Source organism: Arthrobacter sp. P1_A5, from assembly GCF_056406825.1.
Genome location: NZ_JBFTZL010000020.1, coordinates 1 through 25,470 on the forward strand (window position 1 = coordinate 1; position 25,470 = coordinate 25,470).

Genomic DNA, 25,470 nt, shown 5'->3' on the forward strand with positions numbered 1-25,470 from the left:
GCATGGAGATTATCAACGAACGGCGGAGCACCGTCGCGTCCAGCGGGGCCGAGCTTGCCGTGTTCGAGTATGGCAGGGAGCCGGGACCCGAAGTGCCGACGCTTCTGCTGGTACACGGCTATCCGGACGATCATCAGGTCTTCTTGCCGGCCATCCGTGATCTGGCCCGAAGCCACCACGTGGTCGCTTACGACACCCGGAACGCGGGCGCGTCCGCCGTCATGGGCCTCCCCGGGGACTTCACCCTGAAGACGCTCGTGGATGACATGTTTGCCGTGCTGGCCGCCGTCGGAGCCGTGGATGTCCATCTTGTGGGCCATGACTGGGGCTCGATCCAGGGCTGGGCCGCCGTCCAGGACCCCAGGGCCGCGGGCCTGATCGGCCGGTACACGTCCATCTCGGGCCCGGACCTGCGGCACTTCGCACGCTGGGTGCGGAGCCGGTATGCACGTCCCCGGGCGTGGCCGCAGCTGGCCGGACAATTGGCCCGCAGCTGGTACATCGCCGCCTTCCTTGTGCCGAAGTTGCCGGAGGCCGCCTGGCGCCTCTTCCTCACGAAACGCTATGGGCAGGCGGCCAAGCGCGACGTCGGCGATGATCCCATCCGCGGCCTGGCCCTTTACCGCGCAAATTTCTTCTCGGCGGTGAACTGGCCGGCCGGCGGCCGCGTGACGCTGCCCGTCCAGGTGGTGGTGCCGCTGAGGGATTCCTTCCTGTCGCCGGACCTCGTGGACGGACTGGATTCCTGGGTGGATGACCTCACGGTGATCCGGGTGGACAGCGGCCACTGGTGGCCGGCATCCCGGCCGGCGGAGTTCGCGGAGCTGCTCCGGCAGCCGCAGCCGCTGCCGACGCCGACGACGCAGATAACACCGTAGGCCGGCGGCATCATGGCCCGGGCAAACCGGCGGGATCGGGAATCCAGGAGCGGGACGTTCAGCAATGGGATGGAATACCTGACGTGGGGCCGGGGCCCGAAGACGCTCTTGTTCGTCCAGGGAGGACCGGGGAGCTTCGTGCCCCAGGGGGTGCTGCGCGGACTGTTCCGGCGGGAGTTTGCCGCCTATCAGGAGGCCGGGTACGCGATCTGGATTGTCACCCGCCGGCGGAACATGCCGGCGTCGCACACCAGCGCCGACATGGCGGACGACTACGCCCGGCTGATCGCCGAGGAGTTCGGCGGCCGGGTCGGCGTGGTGGTGGCCGAGTCATTCGGCGGGATGATCGGGCAGTATCTGGCCGCCCGCCATCCCCAGTCCTTCGGGCACATCGCGATGGTGGTCACGGCGGCCGAACTGAGCGCGTGGGGCAAGGACGTGGACGAGCGGATGGCCGCCGCCGTTGCTGCCGGAGACCCAGGCCGCGCCGGGACGGTCTTGGCCGAGTACCTCTTACCGGGTCCGCGGACCCGGTGGCTGCGGGAACTGCTGGGACCTGTCGTCGGCCGCCGCGTGCTGGACCCCTCCGGATGCCCCGCCGCGGACGTCCTGACGGAGGCGCGGGCCGAGTTCGCATTCGATGCGCGGGCGGTACTGCCGCTCATTCGTCCGCCCGTCCTGCTGCTCTGCGGCGGCCGGGACGCGTTCTTCCCGAGGGCGGTTGCGGAGGAGACCGCGCAATTGATTCCAGACTGCACCCTGATCGTCTACGAGCGATGGGGCCATATCCGGGCAGGATCGAGCAGGCGGGTGCCGCGCGACGTCCTGGCCTTCGTCCGGAGCCGATAAGGGCAGGCGGGGTCCATGGAAAGCTGCCCGGCAGCTACCCGGCGTCCAGGAGCAGGGACATGAAGACGCTGTTGGGGTCGGCTTCGTAGCCGGCAAATGGCGGGCAGTCCGTGAAGCCGTGCCGCTCGTACAGCCGCCGCGCGGGAACGAAGAACTCCTGGCTCCCCGTCTCCAGGAACAAGCGTTCGTAGCCGCTGTGCCGGGCCTCGGCCAGGAGGTGGCGGAGCAGCGCCGACGCAACGCCGCGCCCGCGGGCTGCATTCGCGGTGCGCATCGACTTGATCTCGGCGTCGCCGGGAGCCAGGTGTTTCAGCGCCGCGCAGCCCAGGAGCCGTGAGTCCTGCCGKGCGGTCCAGAAGCTGATGCCGGGTCCGGCCAGCGCGGCGGGATCAAGGGCGTGGACGCTTTCCGGCGGGGAGGTCGCGTACATGTCGGCGAGGTGTTCGCCAAGGAGCTGCAGGACGTCCTCGCGCTCCGGGGTGTCGCGCGCAATCCGGACCGTGCCGCCCTCGGCGCCTGCCACCTGAGTCAGCGTGGCCGGCGGGCGGCGTGTTCCCGCGCCAGCACCGCGTAGGAGTCATCCGGCGTGCCCGGGGTGAAGCTGCCGTATCTACGTTCGACGGCGGTCCGGATCAGGAAATCCGCGAGAGCCGGGTTCTTGGGCAGCAGCGAGCCGTGCAGGTAGCTCGCCACGATGTTGCGGTAGCGGGCTCCCTCCTGGCCATCCGTGCTGTTGTTGCCGGTGCCTTTGGCCGTCGTCCCGAGCGGTTCGACGCCCGGTCCCAGAGTGGTCTGGCCGCTGTGGTTTTCGTAGCCGAGGATGCTGCCGAATTCGGGGGAGGAGACCGCGACGTTGCCGATCAGGCGCTCGTCAGTGCCGTGGGTTTCCACGTCCAGGATGCCGATGCCCGGAAGGACGGACCCGAGCCGGGTCTTGAAGAATTTTCCGAACAGCTGGTACAGCCCGCAGATCACGAGCATCGGGGTGCCGTCGTCGGCCATCTGCTTCAGGGTGGACTCGCGCGAGAGGAGGTCGTCCTGGATGACGAGCTGTCCGCTGTCCTGTCCGCCGCCACCGACGATCAGGTCCACGTCCGCAGGGAACGGGTCACCAACGTTGTACTCGAGCAGTTCCGGCGTGTAGCCGTGCCAGCGCAGGCGCTGCGCGAGGACCAGGGCGTTGCCCCAGTCGCCGTAAATGTTCATGTCCCGCGGGTAGAGCTGCAGGACCCGGATGGTTCCCTTGCTGGGGGCCGCGGAATCTTCGGGCGGAAGTTCGTGCCCAAAGGACAGCTCGTGCGGGGTTTCGGGGGAACCGGGGGTCATGAGACCACCTCCACTGTGGTGATTTTGGACAGCTCGCGGCGGATGGCCAGCATGGCCGTGTAGGTGCAGAAGATCCTCTTCGGCTTGCCTTCGCCGCCGCGGATGAAGGCTGCCAGTGCCGGCGCAATCTCCGTGTCGACGGCGCCGATCGCGACGTCGTCGTACTGCAGCCGCAGCGCCATGTCATACGCGCGCGAGCCCGTGAGCTGGTCCACGCCGCTGTCGCGGAGAGTGTCGAATTCGACGTCCCACAGCCAGGACATGTCCCGGCCGTCTGCGTAGTTGTCGTTGATCGCGATCATCGTGGCGTACCCGGCGGCGGGGAACGACTTGAGGCCGAGCCGGAAACCGCTGGGGTTCTTGACCAGGACCAGTTCCAGCGGCAGGCCATCGACCACGAGGCTTTCGCCGCGGCCGAACGCCGGCGCCACCTTGGACAGCGCCGTGAGCAGGCCGGMCTGGTCGGTCCCGGTGCCGCGGGCGCCGGAGACGCCGCGGGCCAGGGTCAGCGCGGCGGCGGCATTGAAGATGTTGTAGACGCCGCGCAGTTTCATCCCCGTGGTGACCGTCGCGCCGTCGTACTCGAAATCGGCGTCGTCGGCGCCCACGCGGCGCAACACCACGTCGGCGGCGGGCCGGGCGGGGGCGGCCGGCACCGGGCTGCCCGGGGCGGCGCGCATGTCGTCGTCGTTGGGGAAGGTGCTCAGCAGGGAATCGTCGAGGCCGAAGTAGAGCACCTCCGGCCCGTCCAGGGTCTGGGCGATCCGGGCGACGCGCGGGTCTTCCCGGTTCAGGACCACGGTCCCGGTGGTCTTGGACGCGATGTGCTGGAGCAGTTCGGCGGTCTTGTCGATCTCGCCGAACCGGTCCAGCTGGTCGCGGAGGACGTTGAGCAGGAGGCTGTACCGCGGCGGGACCTTGTTGACGAAGTGGACGGCATGCGCCTCATCCAGTTCCAGGACCGCGACGTCGGCATCGAGCCGGCCCCGCCAGTCGACCTCGCCCAGGAGGGCCGCGGCCACGCCCCGGGTGAAGTTGCTGCCGGTGCGGTTGGTGAAGACTTTCAATCCCTGGCTCTCGAGCAGTTCCACGACCATCTTTGTGGTGGTGGTCTTCCCGTTCGTGCCACTGACGACGGCGACCCCCAGCGGCAGCGTGGACAGCGTCCGCCGCATGAAATCGGGGTCGATTTTTTCGACCACAAGCCCGGGGAGGGCCGAGCCTCCGCCCCTGAGCCGGGAGACCCGGCGGACGAACTTGCCGAGCGGAACGCTGAAGTAAAGCATGCTCTGTAATATATCCCAGCAGCGGCATGGAACCCGGACGCCAGCGGCCGCTGCATGCGTCTTCCATGCGTACCGTGCCGCGCAGAGCATTATGCTGTGGGGATGACCACCCCCTCTTTYTCCCTTGAATCCCGCGTGGGAACGGGGCTCCGGATCGGCGTCCTGGCGCTGCAGGGCGATTTCCGGGAGCATCTGCATGCCGTGGAAGCCGCCGGTGCCGCCGGMGTCGGGATCCGGCGTCCCGCCGAGCTCGACGGCCTGGACGGGCTCATCATCCCCGGCGGCGAATCGACCACGATCGACAAGCTCTCCCGGATCTTCGGGCTCCGGGGTCCGCTGCGCGAACGCATCCAGGCCGGCCTGCCAGTCTACGGCTCGTGCGCCGGGATGATCCTGCTGGCGGACGAGATCGCGGACCCGGCGAAGGACCTCGCCGGAAACCCGCAACAGACGTTCGGCGGACTCGACATCACCGTGCGCCGCAACGCCTTCGGCCGGCAGCGTGAGTCCTTCGAGACGGACCTTGACTTCAGGGGGCTCGGGTTCAGCGACACCGGCTCCGGCGTGGCTCCCGTCCATGCCGTGTTCATCCGAGGCCCGTGGGTGGAGCGCGTGGGTCCAGGGGTGGAGGTCCTGGCGCAGGCGGAACCCGCGGACCCGGAGCATGCCTCGCATGCCGCTGTACTGGACGGGACGGCTAGAATTGTTGCAGTGCGTTCCGGCAAGCTGCTGGCCACCTCCTTCCACCCGGAAGTGACGGGGGAGAAGCGCGTGCATGAACTGTTTATTCGAATGATCAGAGGAGAAGCGTAAAGCATGTCAGGCCACTCCAAATGGGCGACGACCAAGCATAAGAAGGCCATCCTTGACAGCCGCCGGGCCAAGTCGTTCGCCAAGCTGATCAAGAACATCGAAGTCGCCGCGCGCATGGGCGGCCCCGACCTCTCCGGCAACCCCAGCCTGGAACTGGCCGTCACCAAGGCGAAAAAGACGTCGGTGCCCGCTGACAATATCGACCGCGCCATCAAGCGCGGCGCCGGGCTCACCGGCGAGGTCGTCGATTACACCGAAATCATGTACGAGTGCCGCGGCCCGCAGGGTTCCGCGCTGCTGATCGAGTGCCTAACGGACAACAAGAACCGTGCCGCCTCCGAGGTCCGGCTCGCCATCTCCCGCAATGGCGGCACGATCGCCGATCCCGGCTCCGTCAGCTACCTCTTCTCCCGCAAGGGCGTCGTCTCGCTGCCGAAGAACGGCCTGACCGAGGACGACGTCCTGATGGCCGTGCTGGATGCCGGGGCCGAGGAAGTCAAGGACAACGGCGACAGCTTCGAGATCCACTCCGAGCCGACCGACCTCCAGGCCATTCGCGATGCCCTCACGGAAGCCGGAATTGAGTACGACACCGACGAGGCCGAGTTTGTGCCGTCCATGCAGGTGCCGCTGGACCTTGATGCCGCCAAGAAGTTCATGAAGCTGGTGGACGCCCTGGAAGAGCTCGACGACGTCCAGAACGTGTACAGCAACGCCGACCTCAGCGACGAAGTGCAGGCCGCACTGGAAGCCGAGTGACCCGCTCACCCAAACGTGACTTTGGGGCCCGGTCTTGACGGCCCAACCGTGACGCTGCGCGTGTTGGGGGTTGACCCGGGCCTCACCCGTTGCGGGATCGGCGTTGTCGACGTCGAGCGGAACCGGCGGGCCACATTGGTGGCCTTCGGCGTTGTGGGCACCTCTCCCGAGGAGAGCCTGGACCAGCGGCTGCTGGTCATCGCCACGTCCATCGACGAGTGGCTGGACCGCTACGAACCCCAGGTGCTCGCCGTGGAGCGGGTCTTTTCCCAGCTCAACGTCAGCACGGTCATGGGGGTGGCGCAGGCCTCCGGGGTGGTCATTGCGGCCGCAGCGCGCCGTGGCATCCCGGTGGCGCTGCACACCCCGTCCGAGGTCAAGGCAGCCGTGACGGGAAGCGGGACCTCGAACAAGGATGCGGTCACCAAGCTGGTGACCAAGATCCTCCGGCTGGACGCGCCTCCGCGCCCGGCCGACGCCGCCGACGCCCTTGCGTTGGCCATCACCCACGCTTGGCGGGCCGGCAGCGGGGCCGCCGTAGCCACGACTGGGCCGGGCAGCCAGTCCCTCACTCCGGCGCAGCGGGCGTGGGCGGACGCGGAGGCAAAAGCGCGCCGTGCGCGCTGAATGTCCGGCTGTGACGCAGCGGGGCTTGGTAGGGTATTCGTAGATATGTTCGGATAGTCGGCGTGCCCGGCTGTACGTTCTTTCATCACCCAGTTGCAGACGCCAGTTAGACCAGGAGCCCGGCCTTGATCAGTTTTCTTCGCGGAACCGTTGCGCATGTTGGCCTGTCCTCCGCCGTGATCGACCTCAACGGCGCCGGCATGAGCGTCAACGCCACACCGCAGACCCTCAGCGGCCTTCGGGTGGGTGAGGAGGGAAAGCTGTTCACGTCCCTGATCGTGCGGGAAGACTCGCTGACCCTGTTCGGCTTCGCCAGCGATGACGAACGCGAGGTGTTTGATGTGCTCCTCAGCGTCAGCGGCGTCGGTCCCCGCCTCGCCCTGGCGGTGCTGGCCGTCCACGAGCCCGAAGCTATCCGGGTGGCCGCCCACTCCGGCGACGGCAAGGCCTTCACGAAGGTCCCCGGCATCGGACCGAAGGTGGCTGGCCGGATCGTGCTCGAACTCGCCGGCAAGCTTGTGCCGCACGGCACCGCCGGCGCGCCTGTCGCGGCCGTGTCCGCGGAATCCGTCTGGAAGCCGCAGGTGGTGGCCGCGATGACCAGCCTGGGCTGGTCCGAAAAGGATGCCACGGCCAGCATCGACAAGTCCCTGGCCGATTCCCCGGACCTCGCGGCGAACGGCAATGTAGCGGAGATTCTCCGCGCGACGCTGCGCTGGCTGGGCCAGGACGGCGCCCGCGCCGGGAACCGGGTAGGCGCGCGTGGCTGAGCCGTCGATCGTCGCCGGGGGAGAGGAACCGGAGGAGCGGGTCATCGAAGCCGCCCTGCGGCCCAAGAACCTGCACGACTTCGTGGGCCAGCACCGGGTCCGCAAGCAGCTCTCCCTCGTGTTGGAGGCCTCGCGCATGCGTGGGCGCAGCGCGGACCACGTGCTGCTCTCGGGCCCTCCCGGCCTGGGTAAGACCACGCTGTCCATGATCATCGCCGCCGAAATGAACGTCCCGCTGCGGATCAGCAGCGGCCCGGCCATCCAGCACGCGGGCGACCTTGCGGCCATCCTGTCCTCGCTCTCGGAGGGCGAGGTCCTGTTCCTGGATGAAATCCACCGCATGTCCCGGCCGGCCGAGGAAATGCTGTACATGGCGATGGAAGATTTCCGCGTCGATATCGTCGTCGGCAAGGGCGCCGGCGCCACGGCCATTCCGCTGGAGCTGCCGCCCTTCACCCTGGTCGGCGCCACCACGCGGGCCGGCCTCCTTCCCGGCCCGCTGCGGGACCGGTTCGGTTTCACCGGCCACCTCGAGTTTTACTCCGTTGAGGAGCTGGAACTGGTCCTGCGCCGCTCCGCCGGCCTGCTGGACCTGAAGGTCAACTCCGCCGGGTTCAGCGAGATTGCCGGCCGGTCCCGGGGCACGCCACGCATCGCCAACCGGCTCCTGCGCCGCGTCCGGGACTGGGCGCTCGTGCATGGCATCGAGCAAATCGACGCGCGGGCGGCCTCCGCGGCCCTGGACATGTACGAGGTGGACAAGCGGGGCCTGGACCGGCTGGACCGTGCCGTTCTCGAGGCCCTCATCACCAAGTTCGGCGGCGGGCCGGTAGGCCTGTCCACACTCGCGATCGCCGTCGGCGAGGAAACGGAGACCGTGGAAACGGTCGCCGAGCCCTATCTGGTGCGTGAAGGACTCCTGGGCCGGACGCCGCGCGGCCGGATAGCCCTGGCGCCGGCATGGACACACCTGGGCTTCGCCATTCCGGCCGGTGCCTTCGGCCAGGACCCGCTGGAACTGTTCCAGGCCGACGAGCTGGGCGAGAGCCCGATCGGCGGGTCCGGCGGGGATCCCGGCGAAGAAACCGATCCTCAGTGGATCCGAAACAGCCGCTAGCACCGTTCTTTCAGCTTTTCCCTTTAGACTGGTATGACGCTCGGCACGTCCGGGTTTTGTTTCCGTGGGCGGAGAGCAGGTAGCCGCCGGCGGTCTGGGGGACGGTCTCGCTGCCAGTTTGCTGCGCAGACCCCTGCCCGCGCCGTCAGGAACAAACGGACGTTGCTGAAAAACAGCTATGCAAGTAAAGAACGGAACTTTCCCCTTGGATCTAATGACAATTCTCCTGTTCGTGATGCTTGGCGTGTTCGTCTTCATGATGTTCCGCCGCAACAAGAAAACGCAGCAGCAGCAGGCGCAGCTCCAGTCGAAGTTCGGCCCCGGCGTCGAGGTCATGACGAGCTTCGGGTTGTTTGGCCGGATCATCGACATCGATGAGGCCGAGAACAAGGTCACGCTGGAGCTCTCCCCGGGKAACACCRCCACCGTGCACCGCCAGGCCGTCACCAAAATTGTGGAGCCGGTTGTCGCCGCCGAGGAGCCCACGGTCGTTCCCGACGACGCGTCCTCGCTGACCACCGAGAAGCTGGGTGCTGAGGGGACCGACGCCAGCGCCCCCGTCCACGATGCGCCGCGCACCGAAACGCCCGAGGAAACCCTGCGCCGCCTCAACGATGAAGGCAAAAAAGACAGCTAGTCTGCCTACCTGAGCTATCCCGCGAAGCAACGGTTGCGGGTATCCGTCGGCGGGGCCCAGAGCCCGCGCCGGCGGATCCGCCGTAAATAATAGAAAGATCGACAATGGCACGAACTGGCCCCAAAAACTCAGCCATCAGGATGCTGGTCTGGCTTGGCGTAATCATCGCCGCCATGACGGCTGTACTGGCGGGCGGCACGATGGCCGGCCAGGCGGGCTGGGCTCCAAAGCTCGCACTGGACCTTGAAGGTGGCACCCAGATGATCCTGGCGCCCAAGGTTGAGGGCGGTTCGGGTATCACCGAAGACCAGCTCAACCAGGCCGTGGCGATCATTCGCCAGCGCGTGGACGGCTCGGGCGTCGCGGAAGCGGAAATYAGCACGCAGTCCGGCCGCAACGTCGTYGTCAGCCTCCCRGGAACYCCTGCSAAGGAAACCCGYGCGCTGATCCAGGCYTCCGCCGACATGAACTTCCGCCCSGTYMTCCAGACYGGCCCCGGCGCAGCAGTCCCCGCCGCCTCCAGGACCCCGGATGCCCAGCTGCCGAAGCCGACAGCCGCGCCCGCCAACAGCAGCGACGAGAACTGGATTACCCCCGAGGTCTACAAGCAGTTTGAGGCCCTCGACTGCGACAACCCCTCCCAGGACAAGCAGCAGCGCTCCGACCCGACCAAGCCGCTGGTGACCTGCGAGCCGGCCTCGGCCAACTCGCCGGCCATCAAGTACATCCTCGGTCCGGTGGAGGTGAAGGGCTCGAACATCAAGTCCTCCTCCTTCCAGCTGCAGCGCGGCGCACAGGGTGCCGTGACCAATGAATGGGCCGTCAACATCCAGTTCGATGACGCGGGCACCACCAAGTTCAAGGAAATCACCGAGCGCCTGTACCAGTTCTACGCCGCCGGCGGCGGCCAGACCGGCTCGGATCCGAAATCCCAGTTCGCGATCGTCCTGGACGACCAGGTCATCTCCGCCCCGCGCTCCCTCGCCGTCATCACCGACGGCCGGCCGCAGATCACCGGTGGATTCACCGAGGAGTCGGCCAAGGCCCTCTCCGACCAGCTCCGTTTCGGTGCCCTGCCGATCAGCTTCGAAATCCAGAGCGAACAGCAGATCTCGGCAACCCTCGGCGGTGAGCAGCTTCGCATGGGTATGCTCGCCGGCGTGATCGGCCTCCTGTTGGTGTTTGTCTACTCGCTGTTCCAGTACCGGGCCCTTGGCCTCGTGACCGTGGCCTCCCTCGTGATCGCCGGGGTGCTGACGTTCCTGGCCATCGCCATCCTCGGCTGGACCGAAAACTACCGGCTTTCGCTCGCCGGCGTCGCGGGCCTGATCGTGGCCATCGGCCAGACAGCCGACTCGTTCATCGTCTACTTCGAACGCATCCGCGATGAGCTCCGCGAAGGCCGCGGCCTGGTCTCGGCCGTCGAAAACGGCTGGAAGCGGGCCAAGCGCACCATTCTCGCGTCCAAGGCCGTGAACCTTCTCGCGGCCGTCGTGCTGTTCTTCGTGGCAGTGGGCAACGTCCGCGGCTTCGCGTTCACCCTCGGCCTCACCGCGATCGCCGACCTCATTGTCGTCTTCATGTTCACCCACCCCACCCTGCAGCTGCTGGCCCGCACCAAGTTCTTCGGCGAAGGCCACCGGTTCTCGGGCCTGGACCCGAAGCGCCTCGGCGCCGTCCCGCTGTACCGCGGWGCCGGCCGGGTCCGYACCCCGGAGGACAAGCCCGTGGCAGTGGTGCGCGCGAAGAACACCGGCGCCGCCGCCGAGGCMGAACGCCGGATGACCATTGCAGAACGCCGYCTCGCCGAAARGCAGGAKCAGGCACAACAGGMRCAGCTCGCCGGTWCCTCCAAGAGCGCGTCCAAGGAGGGCAAGTAAATGGTCAACTTCTCAACATTCGGCAATGAGCTGTACACGGGCAAGCGCTCGTACGACTTCGTCGGCTACAGGAAGCTGTGGTTCCTGATCGCCGGGATCGCCGTCGCCCTCTCCATCCTGATCCCGGTCGCCAAGGGTGGGTTCAACCTCGGCATCGAGTTCCGCGGCGGCTCCGAGTTCACGGTCTCCAACGTCAAGACCACCGAGGCCTCCCTCGGCGAGAAGGCCGTCAAGGACGTCGTGGCGGGGTCCGTGCCGCGCGTGGCTAACGTCGCCGGCACCACCATGCGCATCCAGACGGACAAGCTCTCCGACGACGAGACGCTGCAGATCAAGGAAGGCCTCACCAAGGCCTACGGCGTGACGGATAACGAAGTTACCTCGACCTTCGTCGGCCCCACCTGGGGTGCGGACGTCACGAAGCAGGCGCTGATGGGCCTGGCAATCTTTGTGGGCCTGGCCGCCGTCCTGATGGCGCTCTACTTCCGGACCTGGAAGATGTCGCTCTCGGCACTTGTCGGCATGGCCGTCACGATGTTCGTGACCGCCGGTGTTTACGGCCTCAGCGACTTCGAAGTGACGCCGTCGGCCATCATCGGCTTCCTCACGGTGCTCAGCTACTCGCTGTACGACACCGTGGTGGTGTTCGACAAGATCCGGGAGAACACCTCCGACATGCAGGCCTCCACCCGGCGGACCTTCGCCGAAGAGGTCAACCTCGCCATCAACCAGACCCTGGTCCGGTCCATTAACACCATGGTGGTGGCCATCCTGCCGGTCGGCGCGATCCTCTTCATCGGTGCCGGGCTGCTCGGTGCCGGAACCCTGCGGGACCTGTCCCTGGCGCTGTTCGTGGGCATCCTGGTGGGTACTGCCGCCACGATCTTCATCGCGGCTCCGCTGTACGCCGCGCTGCGGCAGGGCGAACCCGACCTGGTCAAGCAGGCCAAACGGGTGGAACAGAGGCGTGTTGACGCGGCAGCCAAAGCCGAGTCCCCGGCTTCGCCCGCCACCGCCTGAACCGTCCCACGCGGCCACAAATGGGCCGGAGACTGTCGTTTTCGACGGCCTCCGGCCCGTCGCCGTATCCCCGCCGGTTATCGAAGTATCCTGCTGCGGGAATACACTTGAATAATTAACCGGTCGCGAGAGGTGCTCCATTGGAAGAACGTTCGACGCCGGTGCCGGAGGCACCTGCGGACAAGGGCCAAGGCCAGGGTTCACAGACTGGCCTGGTGGTTCCCGGACGCCCCGATGTTCCCGTGCCGGTGGACAACTCCGGTGCCCGGCCCACTTTTCCCGGCCGGCGCGAGCGCACGAGGTCCCGCCTTGCCCGGCTGACGGGCCGTGGTACTCCGGCCTACTCGCCGATTTTGGAGCCGTTGCTGCGCACTGTGCGCGCCAACAACCCCAAAGAGGATTTCGATCTCATCCAGCGCGCCTTCGTGGTCGCCGAGCGCTGCCACCGGGGCCAGAAGCGCAAGAGCGGCGACCCGTACATCACCCACCCCGTCGCAGTGGCCACCATCCTCGCCGAACTCGGCCTCAGCGGCACCACGCTGGCCGCGGCCCTGCTGCATGACACCGTCGAAGACACGTCCTACACCCTCGCCGACCTGAAGACCGAGTTCGGTCCGGAAGTGGCCATGCTGGTGGACGGCGTCACGAAGCTGGACAAGGTCAGCTTCGGTGAGGCGGCCCAGTCCGAGACCGTGCGCAAAATGGTCGTCGCCATGGCCAAGGACATCCGCGTCCTGATGATCAAACTCGCCGACCGGCTCCACAATGCCCGCACGTGGCGTTTTGTCTCGGCTGAGTCCTCGGCCCGCAAGGCCCGGGAAACTCTGGAAATCTTCGCGCCGCTGGCCCACCGGCTTGGCATGAACACGATCAAGTGGGAGCTGGAGGACCTGTCCTTCGCTGCCCTCTATCCGAAGGTGTACGAGGAAATCGTGCGCATGGTGGGGGACCGGACCCCGGAACGCGAAAAGAACCTGGGGGTCATCCGCAACCAGATCACCGAGGACCTCAGGGCCGCGAAGATCAAGGCCACGATCACCGGGCGGCCAAAGCACTACTACTCGATTTATCAGAAGATGATCGTCCGCGACAAAGACTTCGACGACATCAACGACCTCATGGGCGTGCGCGTTCTGGTCGATTCTGTCCGGGACTGTTACGCGGCCCTGGGCGCGATGCACTCGCGCTGGAACCCCCTGCCCGGGCGGTTCAAGGACTACATCGCGATGCCCAAGTTCAACATGTACCAGTCGCTGCACACCACGGTGATCGGTCCCGGCGGCAAGCCGGTCGAAATCCAGATCCGCACCCACGAGATGCACCGCCGGGCCGAGTACGGCGTCGCCGCGCACTGGAAGTACAAGGACCAGCCGAACCGGACGGCGGCCGGCCCCGGCAGCCCGCGCGACGGCGACATGGGCTGGCTGCGTTCCCTCGTGGACTGGCAGCAGGAAACGTCGGACCCCGGCGAATTCCTCGACTCCCTCCGCTTTGAAATCAACGCCCGGGAAGTGTTCGTCTTCACCCCCAAGGGCGAGGTCATGGCCCTCCCCGCCGGGTCCACACCCGTCGACTTCGCGTACGCCGTGCACACCGAGGTGGGCCACCGGACTATCGGCGCACGCGTCAACGGCAAGCTCGTTCCGCTCAACAGCGAACTGAACCACGGCGACTGGGTCGAGATCTTCACCTCGAAGGCCGAAGGAGCCGGCCCCAGCCAGGACTGGCAGCACTTCGTCAAGAGTGCCCGGGCCCGGAACAAGATCAGGCAATGGTTCAGCAAGGAACGCCGCGAGGAAGCGATTGACCGCGGCAAGGACCTGCTGACCAAAGCGATGCGGAAGCAAAACCTCCCGCTGCAGCGGCTCATGACCCACGACGCCCTCGCGGCGATCGCCGAGGACTTCAAATACGCTGACATCTCCGGGCTCTACGCTGGCGTGGGCGACGGCCACACCTCCGCCCAGTCCGTGATGGAACGCCTGGTGGAGAGCCTGGGCGGGAACGAGCACCCGGACGATGCCCTCACCGAGGTCTCCATCCCTACCCAGGTTAGCAAGGCCCGGTTCTCCGATTCCGGCGTCGTTGTCCGCGGCGTGGACGACGTCTGGGTCAAGCTCGCCCGGTGCTGCACGCCGGTCCCGCCGGATCCGATCCTGGGCTTCGTCACGCGTGGCTCCGGGGTCTCCGTGCACCGGACCGACTGCACCAACGTGAGCGGCCTGATGGACCAGCCGGACAGGATCGTGGAGGTGGACTGGGCCCCCACACAGTCCAGCGTGTTCCTGGTGGAAATCCAGGTCGAGGCGCTGGACCGCAAATCGTTGCTCTCCGACGTCACCCGGGTGCTCTCGGAAAACCACGTCAACATCCTGGCGGCGAGCGTGCACACGTCCACTGACCGGGTGGCAATCTCCAAGTTTGCCTTCGAGATGGGCGACCCGAAGTACCTCAGCCACGTGCTCAGCGCGGTCCGCAGGATCGACGGCGTCTTCGACGTGTACCGCACCACCGGAAACCGCCGCCGTAGCTGACCCGGCAGTTCAGGCCGCGGTCCACCGCTTACTGCCCGGGATCAATCTGGCGCCGCCGGCTCTGCCGTGAGGGCGGCGAGCTTCGCCAGGGCCGCCCGCTTATGCGGAACGCGCGGACTCGCCTCCACGGCGAGCCTGAGCAGCCGCAGGCGGACGCCGAGCCCGGGACGAGCCAACAGCGCCCTGAGGGCCGGCACGGCCCGCTCCGCGTCCACGTGCATCGCGACGTCCACGGCCGTGCGCAGCGGGCTGGACACCATCAGGCCTCCCATGCTCACGACGTCGAACGGCCCCAGGCGAACTTCGTGGAAGGTGCAGCCGCGCACGGACCGCAGACTGGAGATCCGCCGGTTGGCGTCAACCAGCAGCGCCAGGCGGTCCGGCTCCGTGGCACACCCATAGATCCATGCCGCGGTCATCCGGCCCGCCACGACCCGCTGCCGGATCGCCGGGGCCACCACCAGGGACGCGGCCCGCGCGCGAAGCTGCGGACTGGCGTGGGACCCGGGCGGCAGGTAGCCGCGCTGATACAGCTGCGTCAGCACGCCGTCGGCGGCCATGGCCTGCAGCTCCGGCCAGGAGAACAGCGCGCCGGGGGAGTAGAGCTCGCAGTGTTCCGGCCCCGCACCTGGACTTGGAGTCCCCGGCACCGGAGGTCCCGGCACCAGGGCGTGCCGGCCCGGAACCGGCGGAGCGGTGGGAGCGCGGGGCATGATTACCATTCCGCCATCGTTCCCGGTTCCCCGGACATAGAACAGGCCCCGTGCCGGTCATGTGGATAACCGAAACGGGGCCTGGACTGACCTGCTGGTGTACTTCGTACGGAGGTGCCGCGTGCCTAGGAGAGTTCGCTCGCTGAGCGCTCGAGCTGCTCCAGCCAGGCCTGGCGTGCCTCGAGGGCTTCCCGGGCGGCCTTGATCTTGCGCTCGTCGCCGGCCTTCTCCGCCTTGGCCAGATCTTCCTTGAGGCCGGCAATGGCGGCCTCGAGCTGGGTGAGGGCGCTGTTGGTGCGCGCCTTCGTCTCCGGGTTGGAGCGCTTCCAGTTTTCGTCCTCGGCGTGGCGGACAGCGTCCTCCACCTTCCGCAGACCGGCTTCGATGCGGCCCATGTCGGCACGCGGCACCTTGCCGGCTTCTTCCCAGCGGTCCCGGATGGACTGCAGTGCCTTCTTGGCTGCCGCGAGATCCTTGATCGGCAGGAGCTCGTTGGCTTCCACCAGGAGCGCTTCCTTTACCACCAGGTTCGCACCGTATTCCTGGTCGATCTCGTCGTTGGCTGCCTGGCGGTTGGTGAAGAAGACGTCCTGTGCGGCGCGGAAGCGGGCCCACAGCGCGTCGTCGTCCTTGCGGCTGGCGCGGGGAGAGGCTTTCCACTCATCCATCAGGCGGCGGTATTCGCCGGCGGCAAAACCCCAGTCGGTCGAGGACGAAAGGGCCTCGGCCTCGGTGATGAGCTTCTCCTTTGCGGCCTTGGCCGCCGAATTGTTGCTGTCCAGCTGGGAGAAGTACGCGCGGCGGTGCCGGTCAAACACCGTGCGGGCGGCGCGGAACCGCTTCCACAGTGCGTCCTCATTGCTGCGGCCGAGCCGGACGCCGCTCTTCTGGGCGGTCTTCCAGCTCTCGAAGAGTTCGTTCATCCGCGCGCTAGAGGTCTTCCACTGGATCTGCGCGGGATCGTGGCCGGCAATTTCCTCGGCCTCGGCCACGATCGCCTCGCGGGCGGCAAGCTCAGCGGCGCGGACAGCGTCGTGCTCGGCCTTCTCAGCCTTTTCCAGCTCGCCGATCTGTGTCACCAGAGCGTCCAGCCGGGCCTCGGCGGAGCGGATGTCGCCCACCATGTTCCGCTCGGCGAGCTGCTCGCGCAGGTGCGTGACGGTCTTCTGCATGTCCGCGGTGGGCGCCTTGGAACTCACCCGCTGTTCCAGCAGGACGATCTGGGCCACGACGTCCTCGAACTTCCGGGCGAAGTAGCCCAGGGCCTCGTCCTCGCTGACCCCCGGGTACTGGCCTACGGGGTATTCCGTGCCGTCAACGGTCAGGAAGACGTGGCMGTCGCCTTCAACACGGCCCCAGCGGGCCGCTTCGGCCAGTGAGGCTGCGGAGGACACGGCCGCCGGGGCCGGAGCCGGTGCGGCCGCAGACGGCTTGGCCTTCGGCCGGCCGGCAAATGCTGCCGGGCTCGGTGCGGGACGCGCGGCCGGCGCGGGACCCGGCGTCGGAACCGGGGCGGCGGTGGCTTCGGCTTGGTCAACAGGCTCGGCCGTCTCCGCCGGCTCGGCGGGTTCTGCCGGAACGGCCGTCGCCGCCGGCTCGGCGGGTTCTGCCGGAACGGCGGGCACAGTGGGCTCGGATGCCTCGGTAAGTTCCTCGCCGGCTGCGGCGGGTTCCTCGCCGGCCGCGGCTGGTGCCTCGGGTGCCGCAGTCTCGCCGTCGGAGTCTACGGCAGTGCCTGCACTCTCGGCGGGGGTTGCCTCGGTTTCGGTTTCGTTGGCAGCTGCTGTTGCCAATGTTTCGTCGGATTTCTGACTGTCTGTCACCGCTAGAAGTCTTTCGCTTGGAGGGAAATACCGGGACCAAGGCCTTGAGGGCCGCGGCTGGTTACTTCAGTGAGAACGAGTCTATCGTGACTGGTTCCACAGGTGCGCCGTCGGTGGCGTTGTCGCCGGGCTTCAGTCCGGCGGCGGCAATACCGCCCACCACGTCGAGTCCAGAGGTCACCTTGCCCACCACCGTATAGCCCCCGGCGGCATCCGCTGGAATGACGGTGTCCTTGTACACAATGAAGAATTGGGTGCCGTTGCCGTTGGCGTTCCCGCCGGTCCGGGCCACTGCGATGGTTCCGGCGGGATACTTGTTGTCCTGCGGGGTGTTTTCCAGCGGGCCCCAGGTGTAGCCCGGGTCGCTGCTGCCGTCGCCGGCCTTGGAACCGCACTGGAGGACGCCGAAGTTCTCGGCCGTGGTCAGCCGGTGGCAGCTGACGCCGTCGTAGAACTTTTGGTCAGCAAGGGATTTGAAGACCGCCGCGGCCTGGGGGGCCTTCGTGCCGTCGAGTTCGACGCCGAGCGTGCCGCGGTTCAGCTTGAGCTCGCCCGTGAACGTCTTGCCCGCGGCGGTCTCCGGCTTGGGGATGTTCGCGCCGTTCGTCGGGGCCGCTGTGGGTGAGGCGGATGCCGACGGGCTGTTCAGACCCTCCTGCGCGGCCGCGAATTCCTCTTCGGTCGGGTTTGAGGCGAAGGCGGTCAGCTGAAGCACCAAAGCCAGGCCAATCGCTGCCGTGCCGGCGCTGATGGCGAAGACGTTGTCGCGCTTGCGGCGCTTGTCCTGGTCCCGGCGCAGGCCGCGCCTGGCCTCCATCTGCTGGACGCGCCGCTTCGCCTCGCGTGCGCTGCGTGAACTGGCCGCCAAAGGTCCTCCTGGTTGTATGGCCGCCACCATGACGGGGCCGTAGGCGCCGTCGCGGTAGCAGCAGCAAGCTGCCGGCAGTCCCGCCGGGTCCGGCTCCGTTGGAAGAAGCAGGCGCCGAACGCATAAACTGACTGCCGCACACAGTTTATGCACGACTGGCCGGTCTGCCGCTTATCTTCGTTACGTTTCGACAGAGAGAATGCCGCCTGACGCCCGCGCCCGAAGATACTGCAGTAGCAACGAGATACCGCAGTGGTAACCAGAGGAGAAAATTTCACCATGGCACGCACAGCCTCCCTGTCAGGATTCCCCGAGTGGCTTCCCGAGGAGCGGCTGGTGGAACTCCATGTGCTGGACACGCTGCGCCGGACCTTCGAACTCCATGGTTTCTCCTCGATCGAGACCCGCGCCGTGGAGACGGTGGGCCAGTTGCTGCGCAAGGGGGAAATCGACAAAGAGGTCTATGGCCTCAGCCGGCTCCAGGACGATGAGGACTCCGCGGCCAAGTTCGACCCCCATGCCCTTGCCCTGCACTTCGACCTCACCGTGCCCTTCGCCCGGTACGTCGTGGAAAACGCCGGCTACCTGGCGTTCCCGTTCCGCCGCTACCAGATCCAGAAGGTCTGGCGCGGCGAACGTCCCCAGGAGGGACGGGCCCGCGAGTTCACCCAGGCGGACATCGACGTCGTCGGCGATGGCGAACTGCCGTTCCGGTACGACGTCGAAATCGCGTTGGTGATTGCGGAGGCGCTCAACGCGCTGCCCATCCCTGATTTCCTGCTGCGGATCAACAACCGCAAGCTGGCCGAGGGCTTCTACACAGGGATCGGCCTCACGGACACCGCGGGCGTCCTGCGCAGCATCGACAAACTCGAGAAGGTCGGGCCGGCGAAGGTGGCCGAGTTGCTCAAGGAGGAACTCGGCGCCACTGACGATCAGGCGCAGGCTGCCCTGAAGCTCGCGGGCATCCGCACCAAGGACACGTCCTTTGTGGAGCAGGTCCGGGCGCTGGGCGTCACCAACGAGCTGTTGGAGGAAGGCCTGAACGAGCTGGAGCAGGTCATTGCGGCCGCTGTCCAGCACGCGCCGGGTCGGGTCGTCGCCGATCTCAGCATCGCCCGCGGCCTCGATTACTACACCGGCACCGTGGTGGAAACCGTCCTGGTGGGGMACGAGCAGCTGGGCTCGATCTGCTCCGGTGGCCGCTACGACGCCCTGGCGAGCAAGGGCAACCGCAAGTTCCCCGGCGTCGGCCTCTCCATCGGCGTCACCCGGCTGGTGTCGCGGATCCTGAGCCAGGACCTGGCCAAGGCCACGCGCTCCGTGYCGACCGCCGTGCTGGTGACGCTGAACAACGACGACAGCTGGGCCGCCGCACAGGATGTCGCCGCGCAGCTGCGCAGCCGGGGCATCGCCACTGAGGTCGCCGCGAAGGCCGAGAAGTTCGGCAAGCAGATCAAGTTCGCCGACCGTCGCGGCATTCCGTTTGTCTGGTTCACTGACGACGACGGCAAGCACCAGGTCAAAGACATCCGCACGGGCGAGCAGTACGACGCCGACCCGGACTCGTGGACGCCCTCCGAGGAGGACCTGCACGTGCGCGTAATCGCCGCGAGCTAGGACTTCCGGGCAGGCCCGCTAGCGTCCCGCGTCCTGCGCACCAGCAGGACGAGGAACCGCCCGGCCACCCCTGCCGTCAGCACCGCCGCCATGAACAGCACGGAGGCTGGCGGCAGGGTGACGGCCAGGACCAGGCAGCCGAGGAAACCCAGCACGTTGAGCCAGCGCGGCGCATGCCAGGGGCGTCCGGCCAGTGTGAAAGCCGCGGCGTTCGTCACGGCGTAATAGACCAGCACGCCGAAGCTGGAAAATCCGACCACGGTCATCACGTCAGTGCTCAGCAGCAGGACAACGACGGCGGCCGCGACGGCCAGTTCCGCCGTGAACGGGACGGTGCGGGCGCGGCCCACACTGGCCAGCGGGGCGGGCAGATCCCGTTCCCGCGCCATCGCCAACGTGGTCCGGCCGACCCCGGTGATCAGGGCCAGCAGCGCGCCGAGGCAGGCCGCCGCCGCTCCGGCCTGGACGAACGGGACGCCGGCGCCGAGGCGGGAGACCGCCACCGCGTCCAACAGCGGCGCCGTCGAACCAGCCAGCTGCTGCGGGGGCAGGTGCCACTGCAGCAGCGCGGCCAGGCCAAGGTAGATCACGAAGGCCCCGGCCAGTGCGGCCAGGATGGCCCGCGGGATGGTACGGGCGGGATCCTTGACCTCCTCGCCGAGGGTGGCGATCCGCGCATAACCCGCGAAGGCGAAGAACATCAGCCCCGCCGCGGGAAGGACGTCCCAGCCGCCGGAGGGCGGCGCGGGATAGGCCGGCGCCGCCGACACGGCAGGGGCGCCCGCCGGGTGCGGACCGAGCAGGGACGCAACGGCGACGAAGACGAGCGTGGCCAACACGACGGCCAGCAGGATCCTGGTCAGCAGTGCGGTCCGCGTGATGCCGAGCAGATTAACTCCCGTGAGGACGACGACGCCGGCGACCGCCAGCGGCGTGGCATAAGCCGGCGCCACGTAGTGCCCGAACGTCAGCGCCATCGCCGCGCAGGACGCCGTCTTACCCGTGATGAAACCCCAGCCCGCAATGAAGCCCGGCCACTGGCCGAGCTGCCGGCGCCCGTACACGTAAGTTCCCCCGCTGTCGGGGTACCTCGCCGCCAACTGCGCCGACGCGACGGCATTGCAGTAGGCGATGACGCCGGCCACGGCCACGGCAAGCGTCAGCAGCGGCCCGGCCAGGGCTGCAGCGGGGGAGAACACGACGAACACGCCGGCGCCCAGCATCGAACCCAGGCCAATCGCCGTGGAATCGAACACGCCGAGGCGGCGCTGCAGCCGCTGAGGTGGCCGCTGCGGGCCAGGCCGGCCGTCGGGCTGATCGCGGGGCTGACGCGGGGGCTGGTCACCGGGCTGGCTTCCGTTGTGCCGGGTTGCCATGGCAAAAGGGGCCTTTCCAACGGGTAAACTCGAACGGGATCGTTCCCGTAGCGATCCTATTAGAACGTCATTGTTTTGATATCGCTTTTGATTTTCCCTCTGTCTTCTTCAGAAAGGCGTGCTGTGCTGCGCACACATGACCTCGGATCACTTCGCTCCGAGCACATTGGACAAACCGTAACCCTCGCCGGCTGGGTCGGCCGGCGTCGTGACCACGGTGGTGTCGCATTCGTTGACCTGCGCGACGCGTCCGGCGTCGCCCAGGTTGTGGTCCGCGAAGAAGAGGTCTTCCACGGACTGCGCAACGAGTATGTGCTGCAGATCGTCGGCACCGTCTCMCAGCGTCCCGAAGGCAACGAGAACCCGGCGCTTCCCACCGGCGAGATCGAGGTCATGGCCGAGAAGGTCACGATCCTCAACACCTCGGACCCGCTGCCGTTCCAGATCGACGAACACGTTGAGGTGGGCGAGGAAGCACGCCTGAAGCACCGCTACCTGGACCTGCGCCGCCCCGGCCCCGCCCGTAACCTGCGCCTGCGTTCGGAAGCCAACCGGGTGGCCCGCGAACTGCTTCACCAGGACGGCTACGTGGAGATCGAAACCCCCACGCTGACCCGTTCGACGCCGGAAGGTGCCCGCGACTTTGTGGTCCCCGCCCGCCTGGCGCCGGGTTCCTGGTACGCGCTGCCGCAGTCCCCGCAGCTGTTCAAGCAGCTCCTTCAGGTGGGCGGCTTCGAAAAGTACTACCAGATCGCCCGTTGCTACCGCGATGAGGACTTCCGCGCAGACCGCCAGCCGGAATTCACCCAGCTGGACATCGAGGCCAGCTTCGTGGAACAGGACGACATCATCCGTCTGGGCGAGAACATCGTCAAGGCCCTGTGGAAGCTGATCGACGTCGAGATCCCGACGCCGATCCAGCGCATCACCTACCACGACGCCATGGCCCGCTACGGCTCGGACAAGCCGGACCTGCGCTTCGGCCAGGAGCTCACCGAGCTGACCGAATTCTTCAAGGACACCAACTTCGGTGTCTTCAAGGCGCCTTACGTCGGCGCCGTCGTCATGCCCGGCGGCGCCTCCCAGGCCCGCCGGGCCCTCGACGCCTGGCAGGAGTGGGCCAAGCAGCGCGGCGCCAAGGGCCTGGCGTACGTCCTGTACAAGGAGGACGGCGAACTCGCCGGTCCCGTCGCCAAGAACCTCACCGAGACCGAGCGGGCGGGCCTCGCCGACGCCGTCGGCGCCAAGCCCGGTGACTGCATCTTCTTCGCAGCCGGCGAGAAGACCCCGTCCCGCGCGCTCCTCGGCGCTGCCCGCGTCGAGATCGGCCACCGCACCGGGCTCATCAACCCCGCTGACTGGGCCTTCTGCTGGGTCGTGGACGCGCCGATGTTCGAGCCGGCCGCCGCCGCGGTCGCCTCCGGCGACGTCGCCGTCGGCGCAGGCAAGTGGACCGCCGTCCACCACGCGTTCACCTCGCCCAAGCCCGAGTTCATGGACTCCTTCGACACCGATCCCGAATCGGCGCTGTCCTACGCCTACGACATCGTCTGCAACGGCAACGAAATTGGTGGCGGTTCGATCCGTATCCACGAGCGCGACGTCCAGGAACGCGTCTTCGAGCTCATGGGCCTGGACAAGGAAGACGCCCAGACCAAGTTCGGCTTCCTGCTGGAGGGCTTCAAGTTCGGAGCGCCTCCGCACGGCGGCATCGCCTTCGGCTGGGACCGCGTGGTTGCCCTGCTGGCCGGCGTGGAGTCCATCCGCGATGTCATCGCGTTCCCGAAGTCCGGCGGCGGCTTCGATCCGCTGACCCAGGCTCCCGCTCCCATCACGGCGCAGCAGCGCAAGGAAGCCGGCGTCGACTTCAAGCCGCAGCCCAAGAAACCTGAGGACGGTAGGGACTAGCCTGCGAACTTCAGCCGCAGGGGCTCCCCGGGCAACCGGGGAGCCCCTGCCGTCTGTCATTTGTAGCCCGCATTCGTCCCGGACGGAGTAGCTCGATGAACCTGGACCCGCGCCCCGGGATGATTCCTGGATCCATCCCCGGGCTGGAGACGCTGATGGATGCAGCGTGGCCTGCCGCGGAGCGCGAGGAATCCGGCGGGTGGGTGCTGCGGGCGGCGTCAGGGGTGACCCAGCGGGCGAACTCGGTCTGGCCGAGGGACCCCGGCGAGGATCCGCACCGGCAGCTCGCCGCAGTCCGCGACGCCCGGCTTTGGTACCGCAGCCGGCGGCTTCCGCTCATCTTCCAAATTTTTGACGGCCCACGCCACGCGGCGCTCAACGCGGTGCTCGACGCCGAAGGGTTCACCCGGCAGTCCGAAACTCTGGTGCTCGTCCATGTTCCCGGTGCTGAGTCCGGACAGGAGTCCGGCGCGGACTCCGGCGGCCCCGAACCTGCCGTGGAAATTTCGGCCCAGCCGTCGGCGGAATGGCTGGAACTGTGGTGGAGCGTCGACGGCCGCGGGGGAGCAGACGAGCTCGCCGTGGCCCGCGGCATTCTCGAAGGGTGCCCCTCGCTGTACGCTCTGGTGCGGGACGACGACGGCGGCGCGCCGGCCGCCGTCGCACGCCTCGCCTTGCCCAACACCGGCCCGTCCGGGCCCGGATGGGGCGGGCTCTACTGCATGGCAACGCGTCTGGATGCGCGGCGTAGGGGCTATGGCGGCCGGGTGGTCCGGGCGCTGCTGCACGAGGGCCGGGCCCGCGGCCTGGCGGGGTACTGGCTGCTGGTCATGGCCTCCAACGCCGGTGCCCGTGGGCTTTACGCCGGCGCCGGCTTCCGCGAAGCCGGCCGCTACCTCTACCGTCAGGACAGGCCCAAGCGGCCTTTGACCGGCTGCTAAAACGGCCTCTGCGGCACCCGAGCGAATCGGGCACCGCAGACGCCGACGGGCCTTTAGGCGAAGCACGGGACTCTACATGTCTTCGGTTTCGAAGTGCAGGCCGAGCCACGGCGAGGCAGTCAGTTGACCATTGGAGGTCCGAGGTGCGGCCGGCGGTACCTCGCCGTGTGCAGCCGGGGCTACGCACGGCATGGGTCTCTGTGTGGTGGATCCCTGCAGTCCCAAGGTCCGGGGCCCGGTCACGTGAATGGGCCAGCGGTGCGGGAATGCGCTGCGGGGGCTGGTTCTGGACATGAGGGTCTCCTCAGGGTCGGGGCGGTTCAGGGAAGCCGCATGGCCGGCAGAGCCTGCTGCCCGGCGAGATTTTCCCCGGCAAGCAGTTCTCGGCGCCGGGCGGTCCCGGCCAGGTAGGGGCCGCCCAGATCCTGAATCGGGGTCTTGTACGTCTCACGGCAGAAGTACACCGAAACGGCGGCGATCAGCATGCAGACCGTGCCGAAGACGGCCACGGGAACCCAGCCGGCGATGCCCGGGGTCAGGAGCATGCCAGCGATCATTGGGCCGAAGCCGGCCAGGACCAGACCCAGCTGATTGCCCATCGCCATGCCCGTATAGCGCACCGGGGCGGCGAACTGCTCGGCGAAGAACGAGGGCCAGATGCCGTTGAAGCCGGAGTAGAGCACCGTCATGTTCAGGAACGCGGCTAGGAAGACCAGCACAATGTTGCCCGAGGACAGGGCCAGGAAGTACAGGAAAATCGTGAGGGAGCAGCCGATCGCGGCGGTCAGCAGCACCGGGCGCCGGCCGATCCGGTCCGAGAGCTTCGCGGCCAGCGGCATGGCGAACATCGACAAGCCGATGGCCACGGCGTTGACGGTCAGGATGGAGGCCCGGTCAAAACCGGCCGTGGAGGTGGCGTACGCCAGGCCGAAGACCGTGAAGATGGTCTGCATGACGGACATGATGGACATTCCCATCACACGCAGGACATCGGCGCCCTGGAACTTGAGGACGTCCTTGACCGGCATCGGGGCGACGTGCCGGTGCTCCTGGGCCTCCTCGAAGACCGGAGTTTCGTCCAGGTGGGTCCGCACCCAGTAGGCGATGCCCAGGACCACGATCGAGAACCAGAACGGGACGCGCCAGCCCCAGCTCATCATGGCTTCCTGCGGCATGGACGTGACTGGAATGAAGACGAGCGTGGCTAGGACCATGCCGGAGGCGTAGCCGGTCATCACGAAGCTGGTGAAGAAGCCGCGTTTGCCGTCCGGGGAGTGTTCAAGCGTGAGCGTGGACGCGCCCGCCGACTCGGCACCCGCGGAGAAGCCCTGGGCGAGCCGGCCCGCCACGAGCAGGATCGGGGCCAAGACGCCGACCTGTTCATAGGTCGGCAGGAAGCCGATGCCGAGCGAGGCCAGGCCCATGATGCCCAGGGTGAGCAGCAGGATCTTCTTGCGTCCCAGCTTGTCGCCGAAATGGCCCATGACCAGCCCGCCCACCGGCCGTGCCACGTAGGCGACGCCGAACGTGGCGAAGGCGCCGATCAGTCCGATGGCAGGGTCGGCGGACGGGAAGAACAGGTGCGGGAACACCAGCGCAGCGGCAGTCCCGTAGATGAAGAAGTCGTAGTACTCCAGGGTGCTGCCCAGGAAGGATGCCAGGGCAGCCTTCCGCGGAGTTTTGCGAGCGGCCAGGCGTGGGGCGGATGCAGTGTGCATGGTGATC

Annotated in this window: 22 protein-coding genes; 14 read left to right on the top strand and 8 right to left on the bottom strand. The window is 67.5% G+C overall.

What is annotated here, in order from left to right; genetic code table 11:
* On the top strand, positions 1 to 878 hold an 878-nt coding region (locus tag AC1D1S_RS05965; protein ID WP_476993959.1), incomplete at its 5' end, for an alpha/beta fold hydrolase.
* 69 nt (positions 879 to 947) lie between these two features.
* Positions 948 to 1,727 (top strand): alpha/beta fold hydrolase, encoded by a 780-nt coding sequence (locus tag AC1D1S_RS05970; RefSeq protein WP_243177346.1) that lies wholly within the window; start codon positions 948 to 950, stop codon positions 1,725 to 1,727.
* 34 nt (positions 1,728 to 1,761) lie between these two features.
* Here the strand turns inward: AC1D1S_RS05970 and AC1D1S_RS05975 are convergent, their stop codons facing one another.
* From AC1D1S_RS05975 to AC1D1S_RS05985, 3 genes are read right to left on the bottom strand one after another with little or no spacing between them, the layout of a single operon-like run.
* A complete protein-coding gene (locus AC1D1S_RS05975; protein ID WP_243177347.1) occupies positions 1,762 to 2,250 on the bottom strand; it encodes a GNAT family N-acetyltransferase in 489 nt (162 codons plus the stop codon).
* A gap of 5 nt (positions 2,251 to 2,255) precedes the next feature.
* Positions 2,256 to 3,053: a type 1 glutamine amidotransferase gene (locus tag AC1D1S_RS05980; protein WP_279293846.1), complete on the bottom strand. Its 798-nt coding sequence runs from the start codon at positions 3,051 to 3,053 to the stop codon at positions 2,256 to 2,258.
* On the bottom strand, positions 3,050 to 4,339 hold the full coding sequence (locus AC1D1S_RS05985; protein WP_476993960.1) for a MurT ligase domain-containing protein: 1,290 nt from the start codon (positions 4,337 to 4,339) through the stop codon (positions 3,050 to 3,052). The genes AC1D1S_RS05980 and AC1D1S_RS05985 overlap by 4 nt, the downstream gene beginning before the upstream one ends.
* A gap of 102 nt (positions 4,340 to 4,441) precedes the next feature.
* Here AC1D1S_RS05985 and pdxT point away from each other — a divergent pair, with 102 nt between their 5' ends.
* The 9 genes from pdxT to AC1D1S_RS06030 all read left to right on the top strand — a co-directional run bounded on the left by pdxT (position 4,442) and on the right by AC1D1S_RS06030 (position 14,496).
* Positions 4,442 to 5,152: a pyridoxal 5'-phosphate synthase glutaminase subunit PdxT gene (gene pdxT / locus AC1D1S_RS05990; RefSeq protein ID WP_476945234.1), complete on the top strand. Its 711-nt coding sequence runs from the start codon at positions 4,442 to 4,444 to the stop codon at positions 5,150 to 5,152.
* A gap of 3 nt (positions 5,153 to 5,155) precedes the next feature.
* Complete coding sequence (locus AC1D1S_RS05995) at positions 5,156 to 5,911, top strand: YebC/PmpR family DNA-binding transcriptional regulator (protein ID WP_243177349.1); 756 nt, start codon at positions 5,156 to 5,158, stop codon at positions 5,909 to 5,911.
* A 48-nt stretch (positions 5,912 to 5,959) separates the two neighbouring features.
* On the top strand, positions 5,960 to 6,538 hold the full coding sequence (ruvC, locus tag AC1D1S_RS06000) for a crossover junction endodeoxyribonuclease RuvC (protein WP_079554348.1): 579 nt from the start codon (positions 5,960 to 5,962) through the stop codon (positions 6,536 to 6,538).
* A gap of 125 nt (positions 6,539 to 6,663) precedes the next feature.
* Positions 6,664 to 7,308, top strand: coding sequence for a Holliday junction branch migration protein RuvA (gene ruvA / locus AC1D1S_RS06005; RefSeq protein WP_018773177.1), 645 nt, complete (start codon positions 6,664 to 6,666; stop codon positions 7,306 to 7,308).
* Positions 7,301 to 8,425, top strand: a complete 1,125-nt coding sequence (gene ruvB / locus AC1D1S_RS06010; RefSeq protein ID WP_028277694.1) for a Holliday junction branch migration DNA helicase RuvB — start codon at positions 7,301 to 7,303, stop codon at positions 8,423 to 8,425. Before ruvA ends, ruvB begins: the two co-directional genes overlap by 8 nt.
* Positions 8,426 to 8,639: 214 nt before the next feature.
* Positions 8,640 to 9,062, top strand: coding sequence for a preprotein translocase subunit YajC (yajC, locus tag AC1D1S_RS06015; protein ID WP_476993961.1), 423 nt, complete (start codon positions 8,640 to 8,642; stop codon positions 9,060 to 9,062).
* A gap of 104 nt (positions 9,063 to 9,166) precedes the next feature.
* The gene (gene secD, locus AC1D1S_RS06020; RefSeq protein WP_476993962.1) at positions 9,167 to 10,942 is read left to right on the top strand and encodes a protein translocase subunit SecD; all 1,776 of its coding nucleotides are present in this window, start codon (positions 9,167 to 9,169) and stop codon (positions 10,940 to 10,942) included.
* Positions 10,943 to 11,962 (top strand): protein translocase subunit SecF, encoded by a 1,020-nt coding sequence (secF, locus tag AC1D1S_RS06025; protein WP_028277691.1) that lies wholly within the window; start codon positions 10,943 to 10,945, stop codon positions 11,960 to 11,962.
* A gap of 215 nt (positions 11,963 to 12,177) precedes the next feature.
* A complete protein-coding gene (locus AC1D1S_RS06030; RefSeq protein WP_439954080.1) occupies positions 12,178 to 14,496 on the top strand; it encodes a RelA/SpoT family protein in 2,319 nt (772 codons plus the stop codon).
* Positions 14,497 to 14,537: 41 nt separating this feature from the next.
* On the opposite strand, the gene AC1D1S_RS06035 is transcribed toward AC1D1S_RS06030, so the two are convergent.
* The 3 genes from AC1D1S_RS06035 to AC1D1S_RS06045 all read right to left on the bottom strand — a co-directional run bounded on the left by AC1D1S_RS06035 (position 14,538) and on the right by AC1D1S_RS06045 (position 17,900).
* Positions 14,538 to 15,218, bottom strand: coding sequence for a hypothetical protein (locus AC1D1S_RS06035; RefSeq protein WP_476993963.1), 681 nt, complete (start codon positions 15,216 to 15,218; stop codon positions 14,538 to 14,540).
* Positions 15,219 to 15,334: 116 nt separating this feature from the next.
* On the bottom strand, positions 15,335 to 17,032 hold the full coding sequence (locus AC1D1S_RS06040) for a DUF349 domain-containing protein (RefSeq protein WP_476993964.1): 1,698 nt from the start codon (positions 17,030 to 17,032) through the stop codon (positions 15,335 to 15,337).
* Positions 17,033 to 17,093: 61 nt separating this feature from the next.
* Positions 17,094 to 17,900, bottom strand: a complete 807-nt coding sequence (locus AC1D1S_RS06045) for a peptidylprolyl isomerase (protein ID WP_243177354.1) — start codon at positions 17,898 to 17,900, stop codon at positions 17,094 to 17,096.
* A gap of 279 nt (positions 17,901 to 18,179) precedes the next feature.
* Here AC1D1S_RS06045 and hisS point away from each other — a divergent pair, with 279 nt between their 5' ends.
* The gene (hisS, locus tag AC1D1S_RS06050; RefSeq protein WP_476993965.1) at positions 18,180 to 19,520 is read left to right on the top strand and encodes a histidine--tRNA ligase; all 1,341 of its coding nucleotides are present in this window, start codon (positions 18,180 to 18,182) and stop codon (positions 19,518 to 19,520) included.
* On the opposite strand, the gene AC1D1S_RS06055 is transcribed toward hisS, so the two are convergent.
* On the bottom strand, positions 19,517 to 20,896 hold the full coding sequence (locus AC1D1S_RS06055) for an APC family permease (protein WP_476993966.1): 1,380 nt from the start codon (positions 20,894 to 20,896) through the stop codon (positions 19,517 to 19,519). The two genes, hisS and AC1D1S_RS06055, sit on opposite strands and share 4 nt — an antisense overlap.
* A gap of 123 nt (positions 20,897 to 21,019) precedes the next feature.
* Here AC1D1S_RS06055 and aspS point away from each other — a divergent pair, with 123 nt between their 5' ends.
* Positions 21,020 to 22,804 carry an aspartate--tRNA ligase gene (gene aspS / locus AC1D1S_RS06060; protein ID WP_028277684.1) on the top strand — a complete coding sequence of 595 codons (1,785 nt, stop codon included), beginning with the start codon at positions 21,020 to 21,022 and terminating at the stop codon, positions 22,802 to 22,804.
* A 95-nt stretch (positions 22,805 to 22,899) separates the two neighbouring features.
* Entirely contained in the window at positions 22,900 to 23,745 is an 846-nt protein-coding gene (locus AC1D1S_RS06065) for a GNAT family N-acetyltransferase (RefSeq protein ID WP_476993967.1), read from the top strand.
* A gap of 320 nt (positions 23,746 to 24,065) precedes the next feature.
* On the opposite strand, the gene AC1D1S_RS06070 is transcribed toward AC1D1S_RS06065, so the two are convergent.
* Complete coding sequence (locus AC1D1S_RS06070) at positions 24,066 to 25,463, bottom strand: MFS transporter (RefSeq protein WP_476943654.1); 1,398 nt, start codon at positions 25,461 to 25,463, stop codon at positions 24,066 to 24,068.
* Positions 25,464 to 25,470 lie beyond the last annotated feature (7 nt).